The organism is Butyrivibrio sp. NC2007 (assembly GCF_000421405.1).
Taxonomy (GTDB): domain Bacteria; phylum Bacillota; class Clostridia; order Lachnospirales; family Lachnospiraceae; genus Butyrivibrio.
Window position 1 is genome coordinate 150,586 of record NZ_ATWY01000002.1, and the last position, 23,446, is coordinate 174,031.

The following is a 23,446-nucleotide window of genomic DNA, read 5'->3' on the forward strand; positions in this document are numbered from 1 at the left end:
AGTCATTTCATTCCATCGTGTAGGTATCCGTGCATCCAAGGCCGGAAACGATAAGGGTCTTTTGGTCCTCCGAAACAGACATCAAAAGTCCCGTATAGAAATCATCCTTGTACTCCAGCAGATAGGTGCTGTTCCCGAGAGGCATCACGTTGTATTCCTCTTTCGAGCCAAAGCTGTAGGTCAGCGTTGCCTTGGCATAGGTAGCGTCATCTGAATAATTGATGATATCGATGGTCATCACCGTTCCATCGCCGTAGGGCTTTCCGCTAAGGGGCTCCACATCGTCCTTCCGCTGCTTCTTGCTTCTGTCCCAATAGCCCTTTTCACCTACCCAAAAGCCGTCTGCGGTGTAATTGTTCTTCATAAGGCAACCGGTGAAATCCACGTAGTAGTACATGCCGTCGTCCTCAACCCATACATTCTTTGCCTGATTCCCGTCAGCCAGGGTATAGATCTTCTCGCCGGACTCCAGGATATCCCATGTTCCTCCGGATATTGCGTAAGTTGCCGGATTATACTCGCTATCGGAAGCCTGCCCATCATCTCCCATCAGGAAAAGAGCTGCATCCGCCCCGGTAGTCATTTCCGAAACTCCGGAAGTACTCTGATCCCCGGAAGTGGCATCTGCGGTGCTGTCCGCCAAAGAAGCTTCCGCTGCTGCCTCTTGTTCTTTCTCTGCACCAGTCTCAGCCGCTGTTTCCTGGGCTGTTCCTGTCTCGTTAGTTTCTTCAGAAACCGTGGTTTCCTGAGGATCCTGAGGTTCCTCCGATTTTTCTTTTCCCGCAAGCGAAGAAGAGCATCCTCCCAATATCAGGATGATGCTCAGAGAAATGGCTATAACTCGAACCTTTCCCTGGAATGATGACCTACCATGCATAGCAAAACCTCCTATGTCGAATTAAATCCCCATTATTAAACTGATTATTCTTTACTGCACCTTTCTGGTGAGGGCAATTGTGCCGTGATAGTCCATGTTATCTGAGCCCGGATCGTATGCACCTATGGCATGCTGCTCAGAGCCTGCAGTCAAAAAGTTATTAGCACTGATCTGATGGCCATTGCCGTCGTCCAGCTTAAGGAACATTCCGTCCGGATAGTAAACTCCCGTAAGTACTGCTTTAGTGCCATCGTTCACCGGAGTCCAGTTGCCGTTCGTATCCTGGTATCCGACCAGAATGAGCGTTGCTGTTGCATCAACGGTTGGGTCCAGGTTGTTAAGGGCATCAATAAGCTTATCCGTTGAGCCATCACCCTGAACTCCCGCATTCTTGGCTTCGTCGCTGTCCTTGAATGCCTCGTTTGCATAAAAGTCCGCAGCCAGCTGTGTGTCCACATCGCCGTACTGCCCAAGCATTCCGCCGTTGTCCTTACGTTCTATGCTAAGATTCATCCAATAGACTTCCTTGACTTCCGAAGAATAGTTGCCCTGTATACGCCAGGTGCAAACCTCCCAGATACCCTCAGCAGCATAAGGATCGCTAAAGGGAACCTCTACGCTCTTATCGTAGTCAGCGGTCTTAAAATACCAGTAAAAGTCATCAACTGACGCTGTTCCAGGAGCTGTAAAGCCGGCATCAGACTTCTGCATCACAAAAGCCTTCCCGGGTCCGATTTTCTTGGAACCGCAGCCTGCAAGGAGGACAACCGCTAACATTACTGTCAACACCAATTTGATAGTCTTTTTCATCATAGCTTCGCTTTCCTTTCGCGATGTTCTCCCCAATAATACTTTTGAAAAAAGTAACGCCAAATCATACACTTATTAATATTTTATCAACACTTATGTACCAAAAAGGTGTGACACCCTCTTTGTCATTGACAAAGAAAATGTCACACCTTAGGCTTCCCATTCAGCTACCTGCACAAAATCTTATCGTTATATTTATGCTATGGCATCCTTCATACTCTTTACGTATTCTCCCACATACTTTGGAGAATCCTTACCGTACTTCTCGATGATCTTGATTATTGCGCTTCCGACTATGGCTCCGTCTGAAATACCGGCCATCTTCTGAGCCTGTTCAGGTTTTGAGATTCCAAAGCCGATGGCACAGGGAACATTGGTGTTCTCCCTGATAGCTTTGACAATGCTCTCAAGGTCTGTTTTGATCTCGGTCCTGGTTCCTGTAACTCCGAGGCTTGATACAACGTATATAAAGCCTTCCGCGTCCTTTGCTATCTGAGCTATTCTGTTCTCCGATGTGGGAGCAATCAGCGATATAAGATCTACGCCGTACTTCACGCACACAGGATGGAACTCCTCCTTCTCCTCGTAGGGGAGATCGGGAAGGATAATACCGTCAATTCCAATCTCGCTGCAGGTCTTGATGAAACGCTCCGCTCCGTAGGAAAAGACAACGTTGGCATAGGTCATAAATACCATGGGAATCGTAACGTCTTTCCTCAGCTCTTTTACCATGTCAAAGATCTTGTCTGTGGTAACGCCTCCTGTCAGCGCACGGAGATTGGCTCCCTGAATCGTAGGACCTTCTGCTGTTGGATCGGAAAAAGGAATACCCAGTTCTATAAGGTCAGCGCCGTTTTTCACTGCTTCTTTTACAACTTCAACTGTAGTATCAAGGTCAGGATCTCCACAGGTTATAAATGCGATAAATGCTTTTTTATTTTCAAATGCTTTTCCTATATTACTCATTGATATTCTCCCCTCTGTACCTTGCAATGGCTGCGCAGTCCTTGTCGCCTCTTCCGGATATTGTTATTACGATTATCTTGTCCTTGTCCATAGTTGGCGCTATCTTCATGGCGTGTGCCAAAGCGTGGGATGACTCTATTGCAGGGATGATTCCCTCTGTTCTTGAAAGATACTCAAAAGCATTAACTGCCTCGTCGTCAGTTACAGGTACATACTGAGCTCTTCCGATATCGTTCAGATATGCATGCTCAGGTCCTATTCCGGGATAATCAAGTCCTGCCGATATGGAGTAAACAGGGGCAATCTGGCCGTACTCATCCTGGCAGAAATAAGACTTCATTCCGTGGAAGATGCCAAGCTTACCTGTTGCTATGGTAGCTGCTGTCTCGAAGGTATCTACTCCTCTTCCGGCAGCTTCGCAGCCGATCAGCTGAACCTCTTTATCCTCAATGAAGTTATAGAAGGTTCCGATGGCATTAGATCCACCTCCGACACATGCCATAACGACATCGGGAAGTCGTCCTTCCTTCTCAAGGATCTGCTCCTTTATCTCTTTTGAAATAACAGCCTGGAAGTCTCTTACGATAGTGGGAAATGGATGTGGTCCCATAACAGATCCCAGACAGTAATGAGTATCGCTTATCCTTGAAGTCCACTCTCTCATGGCCTCAGAAACTGCATCCTTAAGTGTTGCAGTTCCTGTTGTTACAGGTACAACCTCTGCTCCGAGAAGCTTCATCTTATACACGTTGAGTGCCTGTCTCTTGGTGTCCTCTTCTCCCATGAAGACAACACACTCCATGCCCATAAGCGCTGCTGCTGTAGCTGTTGCAACGCCGTGCTGGCCCGCTCCTGTCTCGGCAATAAGTCTTGTCTTACCCATCTTCTTGGCAAGAAGAGCCTGTCCGAGAACGTTGTTGATCTTGTGAGCACCAGTGTGATTGAGGTCCTCTCTCTTAAGGTATATCTTGGCTCCGCCCAGGTCCTTTGTCATCTTCTCTGCATAGTAGAGTCTTGATGGTCTTCCGGCATATTCATTGAACAAAGTCTCAAGCTCTTTATTAAATTCCGGATCATTCTTGTAATGGTTGTAGGCCTCTTCCAGCTCTATAACCGCATTCATCAGCGTCTCCGGTATATACTGTCCACCATGAATTCCAAATCTTCCATTCTGATTGCTCATAATATTTCTCCCATAAACTGTCTCATCTTTTCAGGGTCTTTTACCCCGTTTGACTCAATTCCCGAACTGACATCCACTGCAAATGGATGAAGCACCTTTAGTGCCTCAGCCACATTTTCTACTCCAAGGCCGCCTGCTAAAAAGAACGGCTTATCAAACCCTGCTTCCTTTATCAGCTCCCAGTTAAATGTCTGCCCCGTGCCTTTTCCGGAATCCAGAAGAAGGTAATCGGCACTGCTCTTTTTAGCTCTTTCCAGGTCCTCTTTGCTCTTAACAACAAACGCTTTGATGATAGGCGCTCCGCCTGAAAGTTCCCGAAGCCTTGCGATATATCCCTCATCCTCACTTCCGTGGAGCTGGGCTATATCAATGACCTTGTCCTTTAAAAGAGTTGCAACCTTCTCCGGCTCTTCATCCACAAACACACCGACCTTTTCAATCTCAGGTAAAAGAGCTTGTCCCAGCTTTTTTGCATCGTCTCCAGATACATTCCTGCTGCTCTTTTCCCAGAATACAAAGCCCGCAAAATCAGGTTTTAGCTCATTGGCCGCCTCGATGTCCTCTATCCTTTTCAGTCCGCAAAATTTGATCCTTGTTTTTCTCACAAAAGACTCTTAAGCTCCTTTAACTTCTGGTTCTTATCCGCAGCTCTCATAAGTGTTTCTCCAACTAAAGCTGCATCAGCTCCCATGTCCTTTATTTCCTTTATATCTTCCGGTCCCTTAACTCCCGACTCAGATACAAACAAAACATCATTTGGTATCAGAGCGCGAAGCTTCTTGCTGTTATTAGTATCAACGGAGAAGTCTTTTAAGTTTCTGTTGTTTACTCCGATGATCCTGGCTCCGGCTTCAATGGCCATATTTACTTCCGCTTCGTCATGAGCCTCAACCAATGCCGAGAGCCCAAGTTCGTCGCAGATGCCGATATATCTTTTTATCTCGCTTACAGATAGTATCGAGCAGATAAGAAGTACCGCTGATGCTCCAAGGACTGCTGCCTCATAGATCATGTACTCATCCACAACGAAGTCTTTTCTGAGGCATGGAATACTTACCTTAGAGGCTATCTCTGACAGATACTCATCCCTTCCAAGAAACCATTTAGGTTCTGTCAGAACGGATATAGCATCAGCTCCTGCCTTCTCATAAGAAAGAGCAATGTCCAGATAGGGAAAGTCCTCTGCGATTATGCCCTTTGAAGGAGATGCTTTCTTGCACTCACAGATAAAAGATATCCCGTCTTTCTTTAAGGCTTTCTCAAAAGCGAAGTCTTTTTTGGGAAGCGAAAGAGCCTTCGCTTTTACTTCATCAAGACTTTTTATCTCTTTTTGTTTCTCTACTCTTTCTCTTGCGTATTCTGCAATCTCATCCAGAATCGTCATCTGTTGCTAACCTCGATTATCTTCTCAAGTGTGCTTGTTGCTGCTCCTGATTTAATAAGCTCTTTTGCAAGCTCAACTCCTGCCTTAAATGACTCTGCCTTACCTGCGATGTAAAGGGATGCTCCTGCGTTTAACAAAACTGCATTTGTCTTTGGTCCCTCTGCTCCTGCAAGGATGTCTCTTGTTATCTTGGCGTTTTCCTCAGGTGTTCCGCCAACCAGATCGTCCTTGGTGCAGCGCTCAAAGCCGAAGTCCTCAGGCTTTACAACGTAGGTCTTATACCATCCGTCCTTGATCTCGCAGATCTTGGTGTCGCAGCTCATTGAAATCTCATCAAGCTTGTCCATTCCATATACAACCATTCCTCTCTCAACACCGAGGCTTACAAGAACCTGAGCCAAAGGCTCAACCAGGTACTCATCATATACTCCAAGGAGCTGCATCTTGGGAGATCCCGGATTTGTAAGTGGTCCAAGGATATTGAACACTGTTCTAAAGCCCAGCTCTTTTCTGATGGCTCCTACATACTTCATTGAAGTGTGATATTTCTGAGCAAAGAAGAAGCACATTCCGGCTTCGTTAAGGAGCTCGATACATTTATCGGGATCCTGCTGGATGTTAACTCCGAGAGCCTCAAGGCAGTCAGCTGTTCCGCACTTACTTGAAGCTGCTCTGTTGCCGTGCTTGGCAACCTTAACTCCGCCTGCTGCAGCAACAATGGCGGATGTTGTTGAGATGTTGAAGCTGTGTGCGTTATCTCCTCCGGTTCCTACGATCTCAAAGATATCCATTCCGGTATCAACCTTGGTGGCGTGATCTCTCATGGCAGCTGCGCAGCCTGCGATCTCGTCTGTAGTCTCTGCCCTTGCACTCTTTGTTGAAAGAGCTGCCAGGAAAGCTGCGTTCTGAGTGGGACTTGTCTCTCCGCTCATGATCTCATTCATTACCTGATAAGCTTCGTCATAGGTGAGGTCTTCTTTGTTTACGATTTTTACGATTGCTTCTTTGATCATTTGGTCATCCTCCTTATTGGTCTGCCAAAGATCTTTTTGTAAACAAAAAGTCCCTGACAGAAACTCTAATGTTCTGTCAAGGACGAATATACTTTATCCGCGGTGCCACCTTGATTTCTCGGGTTGTCCCAAGCGCTTTGAAGGATACTGACATATCCCCGGCAACTGACGTATGCCTTCACGTCGCAGAATACTAAGATGCATATCTTTTCACTGCGCCCTCTGTGGTCCATTTGATAACTTGTTTCCTACCCGTTCTCAGCAATCCGGGCTCTCTGTGTGGTCATGATTACCTTTATCTCCACTTCATCGGTTTGAAGTATTAAATTATAGAAATAATAGCATTGCATAATTATGCTGTCAATATATTTTTACATTCTCATTGCAACTTCATATGCACGCCATATTACGGTCCTTAAATTACCTACCTGCTTGCAGTCTCCGATGAAATCCATGTTGCTGGTTCTGACATCGTCGCTGATGACAGGATTGGGAACATAGCCTGCTGAACTGATGACTGAGTCGCACTCTATGCGAATCTCTTTTCCGTCTTTATCTGTGCAGATGATAGCTCCATCCAGAACCTCTTTGAGCTTTGTCTCAAGGTAAACAGGAATATTGTGAAGCGCAAAGTACTCCCTGAGGTATGAGCTGTTGGCAAGGCATACACCCTTCTGGGATACCAGGTCATCTTTCATCTCAACGATGATGGGTTCCTTCCCCCAGAGTGCGAGCTCATAGGCAATCTCACTTCCCGTAAGGCCTCCGCCGATAACTGCCACCTTCTGACCAACCTCTTTTCCAAGAAGGAAGTCACAGGCTTCTATCATCTTCTCATGTCCCGGAACGCCACTAAGAATCCTTGGCTTTGATCCGGTTGCAATTATGATGTCGCTCTTTCTTCCGAACTTCATAGGATCGGTTATCTCAGTGTTAAGATGAACTTCGATTCCCAGAACATCCATCTGCCTTCTGTACCATCTAAGAAGGTCCCTGAGCTTGCCTTTATAGGACTCTGAGCTTGCTGCTATGAAGGTTCCGCCGAGGACATTGCTCTTTTCATAAATGACGGGGTTGTGTCCCCTTAGCTTAAGTACTCTTGCAGCCTCCATTCCGCCGATTCCGCCGCCAACGATATGAATGGTCTTGGGGTGCTTGGCAGGTTTGATAAAGTGCTTGTCGGTCTGCATGGTCTCTGCATTTACGGCACATCTTGCCAAATGCAGGGAATCAGCAAGATCCTGATCATTGGGAACACCCTTGTAGTGGCACATGTTAAAGCATCCGTTGTGACACAGAATACAAGGCCTTATATCATCTTCCTTGTCGTTCATGAGCTTGGTAACCCACTCGGTATCTGCAAGGAAAGGTCTTGCAAAGCCTGCTCCGTCCAGCTCTCCGCTTGCAACTGCATCGGCAGCAACTCTCGGGTCAAGTCTTCCTGCACAGACAACAGGTATATCAACGAACTTCTTAAGGTTCATAACGTCTTCAAGGTTACAGTTCTCCGGCATGTAGATCGGAGGATGAGCCCAGTACCACGCATCGTAGGTTCCGTTGTCGCAGTTGAGCATATCGTATCCGGCATCCTGAAGGTACTTCGCTGCCTTTTTGGACTCCTCAAAGTCTCTTCCGACTTCCGTATAGTCTTCTCCGGGAAGAGCTCCCTGACGCATTCCCTTGGTCTTTGATATCACGCTGTAGCGAAGGGAAACAGGGAAGTCTGCTCCGCATTGTTTCTTGATCTCCTGAACTATCTCTACCGCAAAGCGATATCTGTTTTCAAAAGAGCCGCCGTACTCATCTGTCCTCTTGTTGACGTAAGGAAGCGTAAACTGGTCAAGAAGATATCCCTCGTGAACAGCATGGACCTCAACTCCGTCAACTCCTGCTTCCTTTAAAAGCCTGGCACTCTTTCCAAAGGCAACTACAAACTCTTTTATCTCCTCTTTGGTCATCTCCCTTGAAGGAAGCTTGTCAGACCATCTGTTGGGAGATGGACTTGCGGAAGCTGTGATCTTATCAAGATCCATAAAGGGCTTACTCAGTACTCTCAGCGCCGGATTGTTGTAGAGCTTCTCCATCATGGCACTTACGGTAAAAGACCTGCCGAAGCCCGCCGTAAGCTGTACAAAGAGCTTGGCTCCCGTCTTGTGAAACTCAGGCATCCAGGCTGCAAGGTCCTGATACATCTGCTTGTTGGTATAGAGCCACTGTCCGAACATCGGATTGTAAACGGGCTGACATCCCGGAAGCACAAGGCCTGCGTTGTTCTTAGCTACGTTTAAGATAAAGTTCGCACCTTCCTTATCGAAGTGGTTCTTCTCCATCCAGCCAAACAGATCCGTTCCTCCCATAGAGGTAAGAACGATCCTGTTCTTGATCTCACAATTTCCTATTTTCCATGGTGTAAACAGAGGTTTTAATCTCTCATCCATTTTTATGATCTCCCGGTTTATTCAAAAAACTCTTTTATAGCCTGTACTTTTCCCATTCCGGCTCTTCGCCCAAGCTGATAGACTCTCTCAAGTTCGTTTTCATCCTTTTCCACTGGGCTTATGTTTAAAGGTTCTTTTGGTCTTACAACAAGAATTTCTCCGCTTTTTTCTTTTTCCCTGATGTATCTCTTTTCTTCATTGTACATCAGATGGCGCTTTTCCATACACTCAATCATTCTGGGATATTTTCTGAGCATAACCCTTACAAGAGGCATGAACTTCTGCTGGCCCTTAACATAGTCCCCGGGCTGAGTCTCAATGACAAGGATCCTGTCATAGCCCTTATCTTCCATGAACTTAAGGGGGATTGAATCCGATGGTCCGCCGTCAAGATAAACACTGTCTCCAATATGTACAGGTCTTGAAACAAGAGGCATTGAGGCAGATGCCTGAATCCATTTAAGATCCTCTTTGCCCCCGTCTGTACATTTGTGATATGCAGGCTTACCTGTTGTTATGTCAGTAGCCACACAGTAGAATTCCATTGGGTTTTCTTTAAAGGTCTTTACATCCCATATATCAAGCTTATAAGGAAGCTCATCGTAGCAAAAAGGAACGTTGTAGATATCTCCTGTAAGAAGGAGTGATCTTATGCTGTGGTATCTTTTGTCGTTGCAGTATTTCTTGTTGTACCTGACAGCTCTTCCGATCTGCTTTGACTTATAGTTTATTCCAAAGGTTGCGCCGGCTGAAACTCCGACTGCTCCGTCAAAATCAATTCCGTTCTCCATAAGGACATCGATGACTCCGCAGGTAAACATCCCGCGCATCGCGCCGCCCTCCATAACCAGTCCTTTCTTCATACAGTGCCTGTTCCTCTCAAAATCGTTATCTTATATTATATTACAAATTGCAGCAAAAAAGCGAGCCATTAAGCTCGCCGTAATACTTATCATTAAATCTCTCATGCAGCATTCTTAGAAAGCGTGCGTGCGACATACCTCTTGCAGAAATATGATATAGGCTCAATAAATCTGTTAAGCACGATGGCTGCTCTCATGATACTAAGCTCGTTGTTGTCATAGGACATATGACCATTCTCAAGCTTGTAGATCAGTTTTTTACTCTCTTGTCGTCGGCTCTGCTGATTCCGCTTGCTTCAAGATCGTTTAAGTACCTTACCACCTTGTTCCTCTGCCTCTTGTTCATCATAACCGCAAAGGTCCTCGGGTAATTCTCCTGTAGTCTGAATAAACCTGTTGTAAGCATGAAATTCTCCTCCCCATAATCCGAAAAATATTATCATATATTTTTGTGAATAAACTGTGAAAAATCATGCCTGAAATACAAAAAAATAAGCCGGGGCGAATTGCCCCGGCATAAAGCCTAAAATTCAAAGATCTTCAGCCATTGAATGGTTGCTGACTGTTGTGTAAGTGATGATCATATCGTCGTAGTCACCGGCTCTTGTTCCGATGATCTGTGAGTTTGTGCTTCCGCCGTGGAATGTGATTCCTGCGTCCGCGATATTTACTGTATCAAAAGCAACTGCTCTGCCGTTCTTCATGAATACGCTTCTTACTCCTACGCTCTGGATATCAAACTTAGAGAAATTTGTAGCGCTTACTTCAACGCAGTCGCCGATATCCTTTGTATCAAGTGAAACGGATGTGTATGCGCATCTGTCAGTAGGATTTATTGAGTACTCATACTCATAAGCTCTTGCATTTGCAATCTCTTTGTTTAAGAACTGTCCGTAAAGGATGAACTGCTGACCTTTCTTGACCGCATCAGAATAATCGTTTACCTTCTTAAGAACGTTTCCTGATCCGTCCTTGGCAACAAAGTCTGCACTGATTGAGATATCGGAATTCGTGTTGTTGGTTGCAACTACGACATAATATGTGCACCAGCCGATACTGTCGGGGATCAGATATTCATCATCAATAGTGACAACGCCCTCATTTTCTACAGTTTCAGCAGCATATGAAATTTCAGCGGGAATAAGATTGGAGTTATGGCCTGATAAAAGAATTATTGTCATCCCCAATGTTAAAATACAAGAAAAAATCCTTTTCATCATAACCTTCCCTCCGAGAACTTTTTTAGATAACAGGTCTTACCTGTCATGCTATTATTATCGCCGAAAACATGCGCGTTCGCTATAAGCGCAGGCGTTATTTAATTCTCTTTTTAGAAAGGTCTTATTCTCTTTAGAAACTATTTGTATACCACAAAGTACCCGCCAAAATCATCTACATTATAGGCGCTTAAATCGCCAAAAAGTTGCAGCTCGCTACTTGCCACAACGAAGATATCATCTTCATATTTTTCATCCGTCACATCCTCCGGAAGCTCAAAGATAAAGTTGCCAAAGGACTTCGCAATCCTGAATTCCGCATAAGGGTCTTTATACTCTACAGTCTGATAGAAGGTATAAGGATCGTAATTTGTGTAATAAAGCGCCAGCATAAATGGCGATGAAAGGCCTTCGTAAGTCGAATGGATCATTCTCTTATCCTCCGACACCTCATAGGCTCTTTCAATGGCATCACCATAACCGGGCATATAGATACTAAGAGCATAATAGCTGTAATCCGCAAAGTAATCCTTTGTAAAAGACAGCGCTCCTATCAGCAAAAGACCTGCAACTGCCACAAAAAGGCTCTTTGCATGCTCCAAGATAAATCCCGCACCAACGACAAAGAAGAATATGCAGGGAATAAACAGACAAACCAATCTGTTTATGTCAGGAATAATCATAACATCGAGTACGACAGAACCGATCACAGCTGAAATAAAGAGCATACTTCCGATTTTGTACTGAGGCGTAAGCTCACCCGATTTGTCTTTCCCCGTAATAAGGTGCTTAACACTTATGAAAAGACCTATGAAGGTAATCGGGAACGTGAACTCAAACAGTGATGCATATCCGGGATAAAAATGCGCAAGAGTAAACTTATCAGACCCAATGGAAACTCCCAAAATCATAAGCTTTAAGTTGTTTAAAGCTTTACCGAAAAACGCTCCGTCAAATGATATGAACGCTTCTCCCGTTCTTGCGGCAGTAAACTTGTTAAAGCAGATAAAGTCTGTGACTATTTCGGGAAGCCCAAGGTAATTAACTGCATAAAACAGAAGGAGTGGCGCGAAAACCACCAGGAAAGTCACAAAGGAAGCAATGACATCTCTCCAGGTAAGTATCTTTGTCTTTAAGCTATATGCGCACAGGCAAAGAAGAAGAATCGGAACTACGATTGTAGCAGCTCCGTAGCTGTACATGCAGACAGCAAAAGCTGCTGCGCTAAGGCAATAGAACAAGCCCTTTTTCTTCTTGACTCCCAGCATGAACAGCCAGAAGGAAAGCATCATGTTAAAGGGCATAATGTTACAGTCAAGACTCCATCTTGAGAGGATCACATGCCATGGACAGATTGCAAGGAAAGCTGCTCCAAGGAGTGAAAACTCATTCCTATATCTCCTGCCCTCCAGGGTGATCCTTAAGACTGCATAGAAAAGAGCTACCGTAAGAATTCCACATACTGCCGGGATCATTCTCAGGTTCCTGATTGATGGTCCAAACAAAGAAATAGAAATGACATTCAGATAAATAAGAAGAGGACTTCCACCGCCGCATCCCCAGGTTATAGGGTAAATGGGCCAGTGATATCCGTTCCTGTCGATGCCAAAGGTTGCAAGTGTATAAGCATCGTAGCCGATAGACGCCTCATCCTGCTGAAGCCCAAGGGGAATCTCTCCGAGTTTGTACAATCTGATGACAGCTGCAACTATCATGATCAGCAAAAAGATAATACCGGATGCCTTGTCAGAGATACCCAGCCTCTCATTCTTCCTGCCCCTGAAGTACAAAAATACAGCTGCCACACCCATAAGGATGTAGGCAGCTGTAGCTATATAGTTGTAATAATCGATTACTCGCATTATGATACTTCCTTTTTATCTGGCATGCATAGCAGCGTTCCAGTCAGAGATACCCATATAGGATGCAGCTCTGCCAATGTAAGCACCGGCATTTCCGCCATTCATCTGCTGGAAGAACTCCCAGGAAAGCTTACGTGATCCGTCCGGCCTTGTAAGGCCAAGTGACAAGCCCTGTGCCATCTCCACAGGATAGTCCGTCTGTCTGTTGAAGGTTATAAGCTTGATGTACTGATTGGTAACGCATCTCTGATAAGCATATACAATGGCTGCTGCCTGCGCTTCCTCTCCCTGAGTTGAAGAATATCCAACCTCAGTTAAAAGGATCGGTCTCACAGCGCCCTTACTGTTTCTGAAAGCCGGCTGACACATATAATCTGTAAGCTGCTCTATATTTTCCATCGAAATGAAAGGAGTGTCAATACTGTGGGTGATCATCGCCGGGTTCTTGGGTGTCCAGAAGCTCGTCCAGTTCATGGGATAATTGTATGGGTGCTCAGCAAGACACCAGTCGATATTGCCCTGTGCTGTGATGCATGCGTTGAAGGCATCAAGCATGCTTCTTGCTGAAAAGTAAGATCCGTTGTGGATCCTGGTCCAGTTCTGATCAAGACTGATGCATACGTAAGCGTTGGCATTTCTGCTCTTGATTGCATTGTAGCAGACTCTTACAGAATCTGCATAGAGCTGCGCATAGGTCATCTGATCGGTAACGCTTGAATAGTTCCAGGCGTTCTTAGCATTTATCTCATTGGCAATAACCCAGTTATCAACCTGTCCGCAACCATTCTTGCCGTTATATCTGCTGGCAAGGAAGGAAACCACAGCCTCGAGATACTCAAGTCCGTTATCCTCTGAGGTATTCATGAGATAGTAAGGTGCTCTGCCGATACCTCCCCTTGCTGTGGGTGATATCATGAACTCTTCACCGCGTGAATAGGGATTGAGAAGAACCATGGTCATGCCCATTCCCTGGTTTGTACTGGTCCTTACGCAGTGGTCATACTGACTCATATAAGAGGAATCAAAGTAATAGGTCTTACCGTTATATCCATACTGAATACCGCCGTTTCCACCTATGACATCAGTGAGATTTATGTTGTAAGCTCCCTGCTGAACGCCGAGCTGAACAACTTCCGTATTACCGTTTCCGATCTTGGCTCCGTCAAGGATAAGGCCCTTCTTGCCGTTGTTCTTCCTTGCCTGTGAGCTTCCTCCTGCAAGGGCTTCGGGATTGGTTATATACTTGGCTCCTGCCACAGCAACAAATGCTCCGCCCTGCTTTACAGCAACCTGGAACTTGTCATAGAGTCTGCAGCTTGTGGTCTGATAGCCCAGTGGCACAGAAAAAACTGCGCTTCCCGAAATCGGAAGTGATGCTATAGGAGCTCCTGCCGGTGCGCCCTGATACGGCTTTTCTGCAAAGAGATAGAAAGCTCCGTCGTCACTGTCAGGAAGGTCCGACGCAGAAACATTAACTATTACACTCTCTCCGGAAATAGAAACTGAATTGATGGTAACTGCACCTTTTCCTGCAGCCTCTGCCTTAACAGGCACAGAAGAAAAGACACTTAGAGCAAGGACAGCCGTTGCGACTGCCATGGAAAGTGACGAAAAGATTTTCTTATTCATGTAACCCCTCATTTCGAATTTTTTAAATTCTACAGTATTTTAATGATACCGAAAAATAGCCGAAATATCAACAACCCCGGCTCCAAAGAGCCGGGGCTGGGGGTGTTATCAATAATCAACTTTCATCATACAAAGTCCCTGAGGAGGGGCTGTGGGACCGGACCTTTGACGGTCGCAGGCATTTAAGATCTCTTCCATTTCCTCGGGTTTTATGTTCCCATAACCAACCTCTAAGAGAGTTCCTGTCAGGATCCTTACCATGTTCTGCAAAAATCCGTTGCCGTGGAAGTAGAATCTTATATAGTTTCCGCTCTCCTCAATGTTGATGGTATCCACGCATCTGACAGTGGATTTCTTCATCTTGGTATTTCCGCAAAAACTCTTAAAGTCATGAGTTCCCACAAGAACTTCTGCTGCCTTTCTCATGGCTTCTATATCGGGCTTTTTATCAAGTATGGTCACATACTTTCTGTCAAAGACCGGCTTACTCTTTCCGTACCAGCAGGTGTATCTGTAGGTCTTTCCAAGGGCATTGTATCTTGCATGGAACCTATCCGAACATGCCTTAACCTCATTTACACTGATATCATCCGGAAGATACTCATTCATGTAACTTTGAATCTCTTCCTCTGCCATATCAGTATCAAGAACAGCATTGGCTGTCATGGCCCTGGCATGAACACCTGCGTCGGTTCTTCCGGCGCCGATGACATTTACAGGTTTATCGGCCGGAGCATCAGTCATCCTGGAGAGCACCGACTCAAGCTTACCCTGGATCGTCATATCTTTCCCGGGTTGTCTCTCCCAGCCATAAAATCTGGTTCCGTCATAACTTATGATAAATTTGTAATTGCGTTTCATACTAAGAACCTCAATCTAAGATTTATTATCTGATTTCAATCTTAACACAAACGCTTACTGCCTTGCCATCTCTTATAGCTACCGCATCATCACCCGAAACTGTGCTTCCCTGGAAAGTCTTGGTATCACCGTTTGCAAACTCTACAGATATTTCCTTGATCTCGTAATGTCCCGGGATCACATCGCTCTTTGCATCAATCTCATAAGTGATATTTGTATCTGCTAAAAGAGTACTCTCTACAGTGTACTTGCCTGCCTCGTCCTTAATAAGATATTCAGGAATTGCAGGAGTTGGAGCAAATACCAGCTTGCCATCCTCGCACTTAAAGATGTTCTTACCAAAGAACATGAGCTTCCACATGCTGATAAACTCAATGGTTGAACCTGAAAGTCTGGCAACAAAGCCTTTTCCATGGATAGCCTTGTTGGGGTTCATGCTGCTGGCAATAAATGATGAATTCTCAAGTGTGCTTCTTCCGTAAACTTCCTTATCAAGGAATGGAATTGCCTGCATCTTAAAGTCCTCAAAGAACTCGCTGTAGAGTCCGCTCCTTAAGAGCTCAAGCAGATACTTGTACTCCATGTGAAGCCAGATTGACTCATTCTCAAGCCATCCGGGTGTGAAGGACTTACATCTTCCATACTCAAAACTTGCGTTCTCAAGTGAAGCGTTAACCTTGTACATGGAGAGCTTCTTATCAAAGAGGTCACTGCCTTTAATTCTGTCGTAGATCTTTTTCTTCTCATCGTAAGTATTCTCAAGCTTAAAGAATCTTACAGGTCCTTCAAGGAAGTAAGGAACGTTCTGAACCTTGAAGCTCTTTGGATAGATTCCGTCTTCCTTCTTGTCGTACTCAGAAGCTTCGAAGGTGAAGTATCCCGGAGCAATTCCCTTGCCGAGGTCAAAGGCCTTGGATACACCCTTTTCAAGTCTCTTTTCCATCAGGCTAAGGATCTCTGCAGCTTCCTTTGAAGAAATAGTCTTCTCTTCATCAAAGAGCTTGCCATAGACCTCTCCTCTATAGCTTTCAAGTACAGCATTTCTGTTATCCCACAGATCAAAATCAGAGGTAAATCTTGTTTCAATATCCTTAAGACTCTCGATGAATTCAATACTGTCAGTAGGAAGTGTGATCTCAGCATCAAACTTTGAAATTGCATCCTTAGTAAATCTGATCATTCTAAGGAGCTCATAACTCTCATTCATGGATGAGCCAAACATTCCCGGCATACCGTTAAGAGCATCGTACCAGCCGGGCTTTCCGCCCTCCATCATAACGCCCATACCTTCAGGATCAAGGGCTGCAAACTTGCAGGCTGATAAAAGGACAAGCTTGGACAAAAGACTCATCTCTATATCCCTGCCCTCTGCATAGGTCTCAAAGCTGCCTTCCTTCTTGGCATTATCTCTTTTTGCCAGATAGTAGTACTGACGAAGACCATTCTCAGTCTCCTCATATTTCTTATGTCTTGGAAGGATCTCTACCTTTGCCTCAAAGGCTTTAACCCTTGTATCTACCAAAAGCTCTTTTTCCTTGTCAGGATAAACCTCAAGGAAGTCCTCAATAAGGTCGAGGTTGTAAGTCCAGTGATCTGACCAGTAGCCCTCACCGAAGTCGCCGTTGATGGTCTCTGTAGCCTTCTCCATTACCTTGGAAAAGAGCTCTTCGCACTCCCTGTCGGAGATTCCCTTCATGGAATCCTTGATTGCAGAAACCAGCTCGCCCGGTGTAAATGGCTGCTTAAGCCCAACTTCGCCAAGGACATTCGGGTTTACCGTGAACCTGAGCTGCTCGATCTTAAGCGGATTGTAGCCATCCATCTGAATAAGTGAGTAAAATCTCTTTATGTTCTCATCACCGACTATGCGGCTGAAGAATGTATCGCATCTTCTGTTCTGGTTGACGTCTCTGAAGTTACCGTTGCCCTGTGAATAGAACTCAGGTGACATTGAGAAGTAGTTGTAATCTCTCTCAAGATCGCCGTGCTTTCTGGAATATACATAGAAAGTATGTCCTCCGGGAAGTGAGATTGGCTTACCTCCTCTGAGAACGTTATCCATGTAGTTGTATCTTGTGTAGTCATCAAAAGCCTTGTTTGCAGTTGATGTTGCAACATCTGCTGTAAGCTCGTCTGTGAGTCTCTCAGCCTCTTCAAACTTCTCTTCAAAATACTTTGGATCAATATCTCTTTTAAGGAAATCATCAAAGATATCCTTGTTTCTTACCTGTCCGATGAGCTCGTAAAGAGTCATGCTCTCTCCGCTGCCAAGAGTTTTCTTCTTAGCAAAGAAGCATGTCGGGAACTCGTTTGATACGTTCTGCTCTTTGGTCACAAGCTCGTCAAATGAAGTCTCTGCAAAGCCTACAGCCTCTGAAAGAGAAAGGTCATAAGCAAATACAAGTCCGGGATCAACGATTGTGTGAAGATCATTTCCATCTTCATCAACAGCAAAACCGAAGTTTCCGCCGGGAACCTTCTTAACAACGGCAGAGTCTTCCATGGAGAATCTTACCCTGAAGAAAGGTCTCTTCTTGTCGGCATCCTCAACCTGCATGTATGCCTTGGTGGTCTGTACCATGTTCTTCATTACATCCATCATGCAGCCGTAAGGAATAAGCGCAGGCATTCCGTCAAGGACTTCAAGCTCGCGGCTCTCAGCGCCTGTGTTGGTGATGGTCACCATTCTCATAAGAGCTCCGATCTCCTCGCCCGGAAGAGTTGCATACTTAACCTTTACATCAAAGCCGTGTTCCCTGTCATCATCCTCGATGGTAAGGGTGTTCATATGGATCTCCATATCGGCATTTGCTGTGTTTTTTACAAAGGGCTCATAGACCATCCCGTTTGTCTTAATGAAGGTTCTAAAGCCTGTTCTTGATACATTCTGATAAGCTGTATGTGCAGGGTAGAACTCCATGATGCTGTGATCCTTATCCTGCACGCCAAAGCTTACTACAGCCTGTCCCCTGTTTACGTAGTAGCACCAGATAGGCGTTCCCTTGATTCCGGCAATTCCCGGAAGAAAGCTGGCGAAGGGACTCTTCTTGCCATAGCCCTTCATTACGTCCTTAACTTCATTCATGTTTTTCATCAACACACTCCTCATAAATATTATAAGTAAACTTCAATTGTATGCTTTCCATCAGAAAGGCTGTCGATTTCTGCTGCAGTAAGTACAGCTCTCTTTCCGTCTTCCACTGCCATGTCTTTGCCATCGACTGTGGCCTTGCTCACCTGATAATCACCAACTTCCTTCTTGCCGGAGTTGATATATCTTACCTCGAACTCTTTTCCTCTGAACGGAAGTGTTATTGCAGCAATTCCGTTATCGTCAAACTGCTCTGCCAAAAGAGCCGGCTGCATGCATAAATCTCCTGCCTCTCCCCTTACACCAAAACTCTGGGTAACAACAGTCATCATCATCCAGCTTGCAGCACCTGTGAGGTAGTTATAAAGGCCTCTTCCCTCTGCGTTAAAGTACTCCGGAACGCCGGGATAGATCCTGCTGACTTCAAAGTTTGAAGAAGCCTTATACAATGAGTTAAGCGCCTTGTAGCCTTCCTTTGCAAAGCCCCTCTTGTACAGCGCATTTCCGAACATAACTGCCATATGGGAAAAGACAGCTCCGTTCTCCTTATCGCCGTAGGAGAAGCCGAACATTCTTCCAAGATCTGTTCTAAGGGCCTTAAAATCTGTATTTAAGCGATATCCGCCGATGCCTTCTTTGTAGAGGTACTTATCGGCACTCTTTATGATCTCTTTTACGTTTTCTTCCTTGGCAGTACCTGACATTACAGAGAAAACCTGGCCTGTGAGCATCATTCTCACATTCTTGCCATCAGGAGTATCAAACTCTCCCTCTACTCTCTTGCCGTTGTCGTCATAATATCCGTTGAACCAGCCGTTTCCTTCAGAGTCTGTTACCCACTCCTTGTCCCTGATCTGGTTCATCATAAACTCAGCCTTGGCTTCAAGTGCCTTAGCGATATCTTCTAATGAGATTTCCTCTTTATCTCCTGAAACTGCATGGGATACCTTGTCCATGTAGCTCATAAGAAGCTCTCTCTTCTTCTCAGGTGATGAAAGAAGGTCTGCGCCGTCAGCAAAGATAAGCTCTTTAAGTTCAGCTGCAACAGGCGCTGTAGTCTTGCCTGATCTATCAGCGTAGAGCCTTATATACTTCGCAATATCAACAAGATTTCCTGCATATCCACATGTGAAAGCAACGCTCTCACCCTTGTGTGTTGCCATATCAAGAGCATCGTTCCAGTCAGCGCCGCGAAGTCTTATCTCGCCGTTATCTCCGACATCATAGATTGCAGATACATTCTCAATAAGTATGTGCTCAAGAACGCTGCCCTGATACTCTGCGCCGTTTTTATCCTTTTGAACAACGCCGTAATCTTCGCCGTACTCAGCGTCTCTCTTCTCAGCTCTGCAAACAAGTGCATCCTTAAAGTAAGTAGCATTCTCACCCAGGATCTCGATGTCTCCTGTCTGGTCCATGTAGAGCTTAAGTGTAAGGAATGGCCAGAAACCGTGATCCATCCACACACGTGGAATTCCGTTTCTGTCTGCCTTGAACTCGCCGGGCTTATCACCGATGATGGTGGCATTGGTGCCATCAAATCTTACACCCTTAAAGTTGTCGATGATCATCTTCCTTACGCCGTCGGGATCCGTAAGAAGGAGTGCAAGGCAGTCCTGCCATAAGTCTCTCCATCCTCTTCCGCCTCTTCCGTAGTCGTGATGAGGAAGGAATGAGCAGCCATAGATCCTTCTCAGCTGTGGCTGGAAGGTGATCCATTCCATATAGTTATCAAAGCCTGCATCCCCGGTTTTTACGTGGATGTTTGTCAGGTTGTTCCAGTAGTCTTTTGTTTCCTCGAATATTTTGTCTGTATCTTCCGCTTTTGTAATAGCCAAAAGAGCGTTTGCAATGTCTTTTTCCGGATCTGTTGTTGCGCCGATCGCCAGCCTGAAGGATACGGACTCGCCCTTCTTAAGAGTTACTCTCTCAAACTTAAGGGCTCCGATCATCTCTTTTCCATCTACGTTAAACGGTGCCTTCTTCCAGGAAGAAGATGTAATATCAAGAACGGTTCTGGGGCGTAAAAATGTTCCGCCCTCACCGATAAATAAATCCACATCAGCTATGAATTCTACAGGCTTTGCTCCGTTTGCTCCCGATCCGAGAACAAAGTATGTGGTGTCGTTTATCTGATGACCTCTCTCATCAAAGGACAAAGTGGGCTTAACCACTACGCCGTCCTCACATACCTTAGCCCTGTTTAAAAGAGCTGTTACATGCCTGTGGTCTCTTAAGTTATCTGCACTTCTTCCGTAGATCGGGATCGCAGCCACAGGGGTAAAGGTGGTCTCAGTGTCAGAATCATTGGTGATCTTAACGGTCATGACCTCAGAAGGAGTATCAAGGAGTGAGAAGATTGTAATCTCAGCGGTAATGTTTCTCTTCTTGTCTGTCCTTGTGACCTTCTGCCACATGCGTCCGCCTTCAAGAACCACCTTGTCCTCAGCATCGGTAAATCTCTCTGCTTCCTGCATAGCAGATGCTCCGCATGCTGACCAGATCCCATCCTCATAGGCGCAGAAGAAGTTTCTTGTATCTCTGTCGCTGTGAAGGTTGGAAATGCTCTTTGGTGCTATAAGGAAGTGGTTCTGATCAAGCTTGGCATCTCCGCCAAAATCAGGTGAAACCGCACTTCTAAGGCCGGTGTTGCCGGCAACGGGAATGTAAAGTCCACTGCTGTGCTGTGGATCCTCCATCCTGAAGTCTCCGCCTTTACCGGTAAATGTGTATCCGCTCATGTTAGTTGTCCTTTCAAGCAAGTGTTAGTCAAATTTTAAAATAGTGGTCAGGATGCGCTTTGCACAAGGCTCGATATCTGCTCTTGTAATAGCACCCATCTCCATAGCTTTCTTAACTCTGTCAGGGAATCCACAGGCCATCTTAAGGTCGTTCCCTGCCTTGATCTCCTTGTAGTGCTCTCCTCTTGTCCACCAGTCGGAAGTTACCATTCCTTTATATCCCCACTCATCGCGAAGGATTCCTGTAAGGAGGTCTCTGTTCTCAGAGGCTCTGTGTCCGTTGATGGCATTGTAGGAAGACATGATGGTATAAGGCTCAGCCTCTTTTACTATAATCTCAAAGGCCTTCAGATATATCTCTCTGAGTGCTCTCTCTGAAACTCTTGAATCGCTGTGCTTTCTGTTGGTCTCTTTATTGTTGCAGGCAAAGTGCTTAACACTTGCGCCTACGTTGTTACTCTGGATTCCTCTTACCATGGCTGCTGCCATTCTTCCTGTGAGGTAAGGGTCTTCTGAGTAGTACTCGAAGTTACGTCCGCACATAGGATTTCTGTGGATGTTGATGGCAGGTGTAAGCCATACGCAGAGGTTGTTCTCTTTAAGTTCCTCTCCGCCTGCGCAGCCTATCTGCTCAGCAATCTCACGGTTCCATGTGCATGCAATAAGTGTTGAGCATGGGAAAGCTGTTGTAAGAACTCCGGTCTCGGGAGCAATACGAACACCGGCAGGGCCGTCTGCTGTCTGAGCATTCGGAACACCGTACTCAGGAAGGTTGCCCATACCAAATACGTTTCCTACACCGGTGTTTGGCTGTCCACCAACCAGATGAATAAGGTCTTCATCTGAAAGCTGTGCCATGAACTCATCTATAGTCACCTTGCCCTCAGCCACATCAAAGAAGGTCTTAGCGCCCTCCTTAAAAGGCCTTGTGAGGTAGTGCATCTCTCTGCTTCGTACAAATGGAGTAAGGGCCTCTTCTGTGCCGGGCTCCATCTTTTCAAATACACATTCATTTATATCTCTGGCTGCGCCCAGAGGAAGTTCCTCGTAGCTGCCATCGGATATCATCCTCTTCTTAAGAGATACGGGACCTGCCTTGTGGCTGAGCCTCTCTACTGTGATATCCTCAGCATTCTCCCAGGTAAAGTCAGTATTCTTCGCATCTCTTACGCTGTTTCCGATAAAGAACTCGTAGCTTCCCTTCTCAAGAACGTAACATGCATCTGCTACCTTGCCGAGATCATCGTAAGAAGCTATTGCTTTCTTTGTTACTGTAAGAGTTATGTCCTGACTCTCGCCGGCTGAAAGCTCTTTTGTCTTGACGAAGTCGCCCAGTGCTCTCTCAGGCTTACCGAGCTTGCCCTGTGGTGCCTTGTAGTAGAGCTGAACAACTTCCTTACCTGAGGCTTTTCCTGTGTTTGTAACCTTTACATCAAAACTGAAGCTATCCTCAAGCTCTTTTGCCCCGGTAACTGTGATGTCAAAGGTTGTGTATGAAAGACCGTATCCGAAGGGATAGATAACCTTATCCCTCGCTCCGGGAATGGTCTCGAAATATCTGTATCCGACATAGACGTCCTCTGTGTACTCTACGTAGTCAAAGGACTCGTGGAAGTTCTCTGTTGAAGGATAGTCCTCAAGTCTTGCAGCAAAGGTATCTGCAAGCTTACCTGAAGGATTAACCTCTCCAAGGATGATGTCAGCTGCTGCATCTCCGCCTTCCATTCCGCCCTGGTTCATGTACAGAGCAGCATTTATGGCATCGTCTCCTGCAATAAAGCTGCAATCGATGATTCCGCCCACGTTGAGGACAGCGATGACATTTTTGAAGTTCTCCTTGGCTGCCTTTATCATCTCTTTCTCCCCGGCGTTAAGATAAAAATCTCCGTCAGGGAAGATCTCTGATGAGAAGGAAGGCATGCTTCTGCTCTGAGGCCAAGGATTAAACTCCTGATTGCACTCAATGCTGCTGCGATCCCAGCCCTCGCCGGAAAATCTGCATATCATAACAATAGCAGTATCTGAAAATGCTGCTGCATCCTTAAGTATATCCGCAGGAACAGGAACTTCTTCAGTCATTCCGGGAACTCTTCCGGAATCATACTGCTTTTTCATTTCTTCCTTATATAGATCGATCAGGGGTTCATAGACTGAGACGCCCTTAGACTTTAGGCCGTAGTACAAAGAATGTATATAGGCACAGTAAACATCGCCTGAACCGCCGCCACCTTTTACGTAGTCAACGGCCGCCTTGCCCATAAGGACAAGCTTTTTATCTGAGCTAAGAGGAAGTGTACCGTCGTTCTTTAAAAGAACCATTCCCTCCTGTGCTGCCTTTCTGGAAACTGCAATATGCTCACTACTACCGGTTACTCTCCTGTCTCCTCTAAGTGGAAGAGCAGGCTGAAAATTAAGTCTTGCCCATTTTTGCATCAAAAAAACACCTCCATAGAATATAGCCACATTTTACCATTTTTATATGGTATGAAAAGAGCTTTTTTTCTATGAAGG

General features: G+C 45.6%; 18 protein-coding genes. All 18 read right to left on the minus strand.

From position 1 onward, the window contains the following. Positions 1-7: 7 nt before the first annotated feature. The 18 genes from G632_RS0102400 to G632_RS0102485 all read right to left on the minus strand — a co-directional run bounded on the left by G632_RS0102400 (position 8) and on the right by G632_RS0102485 (position 23,368). Positions 8-877: a hypothetical protein gene (locus G632_RS0102400; protein WP_022767438.1), complete on the minus strand. Its 870-nt coding sequence runs from the start codon at positions 875-877 to the stop codon at positions 8-10. A 51-nt stretch (positions 878-928) separates the two neighbouring features. After that, positions 929-1,690 carry an LptM family lipoprotein gene (locus G632_RS0102405; protein WP_022767439.1) on the minus strand — a complete coding sequence of 254 codons (762 nt, stop codon included), beginning with the start codon at positions 1,688-1,690 and terminating at the stop codon, positions 929-931. A 192-nt stretch (positions 1,691-1,882) separates the two neighbouring features. Continuing rightward, positions 1,883-2,653 carry a tryptophan synthase subunit alpha gene (gene trpA, locus G632_RS0102410; protein WP_022767440.1) on the minus strand — a complete coding sequence of 257 codons (771 nt, stop codon included), beginning with the start codon at positions 2,651-2,653 and terminating at the stop codon, positions 1,883-1,885. Next, complete coding sequence (gene trpB, locus G632_RS0102415; RefSeq protein ID WP_026512338.1) at positions 2,646-3,836, minus strand: tryptophan synthase subunit beta; 1,191 nt, start codon at positions 3,834-3,836, stop codon at positions 2,646-2,648. The genes trpA and trpB overlap by 8 nt, the downstream gene beginning before the upstream one ends. Further along, a complete protein-coding gene (locus G632_RS0102420; protein ID WP_026512339.1) occupies positions 3,833-4,441 on the minus strand; it encodes a phosphoribosylanthranilate isomerase in 609 nt (202 codons plus the stop codon). Before G632_RS0102420 ends, trpB begins: the two co-directional genes overlap by 4 nt. Beyond that, a complete protein-coding gene (gene trpC / locus G632_RS0102425) occupies positions 4,438-5,220 on the minus strand; it encodes an indole-3-glycerol phosphate synthase TrpC (protein ID WP_022767441.1) in 783 nt (260 codons plus the stop codon). Before trpC ends, G632_RS0102420 begins: the two co-directional genes overlap by 4 nt. Then, complete coding sequence (gene trpD / locus G632_RS0102430; RefSeq protein WP_022767442.1) at positions 5,217-6,233, minus strand: anthranilate phosphoribosyltransferase; 1,017 nt, start codon at positions 6,231-6,233, stop codon at positions 5,217-5,219. Before trpD ends, trpC begins: the two co-directional genes overlap by 4 nt. A gap of 371 nt (positions 6,234-6,604) precedes the next feature. Then, positions 6,605-8,671 carry an oxidoreductase gene (locus G632_RS0102435; protein ID WP_022767443.1) on the minus strand — a complete coding sequence of 689 codons (2,067 nt, stop codon included), beginning with the start codon at positions 8,669-8,671 and terminating at the stop codon, positions 6,605-6,607. Between the two features lie 17 nt (positions 8,672-8,688). After that, on the minus strand, positions 8,689-9,534 hold the full coding sequence (locus G632_RS0102440) for a patatin-like phospholipase family protein (RefSeq protein WP_022767444.1): 846 nt from the start codon (positions 9,532-9,534) through the stop codon (positions 8,689-8,691). Between the two features lie 101 nt (positions 9,535-9,635). Beyond that, on the minus strand, positions 9,636-9,761 hold the full coding sequence (locus G632_RS22410; protein ID WP_022767445.1) for a hypothetical protein: 126 nt from the start codon (positions 9,759-9,761) through the stop codon (positions 9,636-9,638). A 23-nt stretch (positions 9,762-9,784) separates the two neighbouring features. Then, a complete protein-coding gene (locus G632_RS21875) occupies positions 9,785-9,940 on the minus strand; it encodes a hypothetical protein (protein WP_022767446.1) in 156 nt (51 codons plus the stop codon). A gap of 124 nt (positions 9,941-10,064) precedes the next feature. Then, entirely contained in the window at positions 10,065-10,754 is a 690-nt protein-coding gene (locus G632_RS0102455) for a hypothetical protein (protein ID WP_022767447.1), read from the minus strand. A 137-nt stretch (positions 10,755-10,891) separates the two neighbouring features. Then, positions 10,892-12,613 carry an ArnT family glycosyltransferase gene (locus G632_RS0102460; RefSeq protein ID WP_022767448.1) on the minus strand — a complete coding sequence of 574 codons (1,722 nt, stop codon included), beginning with the start codon at positions 12,611-12,613 and terminating at the stop codon, positions 10,892-10,894. A 15-nt stretch (positions 12,614-12,628) separates the two neighbouring features. Then, the gene (locus G632_RS0102465; protein ID WP_022767449.1) at positions 12,629-14,242 is read right to left on the minus strand and encodes a DUF5722 domain-containing protein; all 1,614 of its coding nucleotides are present in this window, start codon (positions 14,240-14,242) and stop codon (positions 12,629-12,631) included. 108 nt (positions 14,243-14,350) lie between these two features. Then, positions 14,351-15,103 (minus strand): tRNA pseudouridine(38-40) synthase TruA, encoded by a 753-nt coding sequence (gene truA, locus G632_RS0102470; RefSeq protein ID WP_022767450.1) that lies wholly within the window; start codon positions 15,101-15,103, stop codon positions 14,351-14,353. 25 nt (positions 15,104-15,128) lie between these two features. Beyond that, positions 15,129-18,197 (minus strand): hypothetical protein, encoded by a 3,069-nt coding sequence (locus tag G632_RS0102475; RefSeq protein ID WP_022767451.1) that lies wholly within the window; start codon positions 18,195-18,197, stop codon positions 15,129-15,131. 20 nt (positions 18,198-18,217) lie between these two features. Further along, positions 18,218-20,935, minus strand: coding sequence for a GH36-type glycosyl hydrolase domain-containing protein (locus G632_RS0102480; protein ID WP_022767452.1), 2,718 nt, complete (start codon positions 20,933-20,935; stop codon positions 18,218-18,220). Between the two features lie 24 nt (positions 20,936-20,959). Beyond that, the gene (locus G632_RS0102485; RefSeq protein ID WP_022767453.1) at positions 20,960-23,368 is read right to left on the minus strand and encodes a glycoside hydrolase family 3 protein; all 2,409 of its coding nucleotides are present in this window, start codon (positions 23,366-23,368) and stop codon (positions 20,960-20,962) included. Positions 23,369-23,446 lie beyond the last annotated feature (78 nt).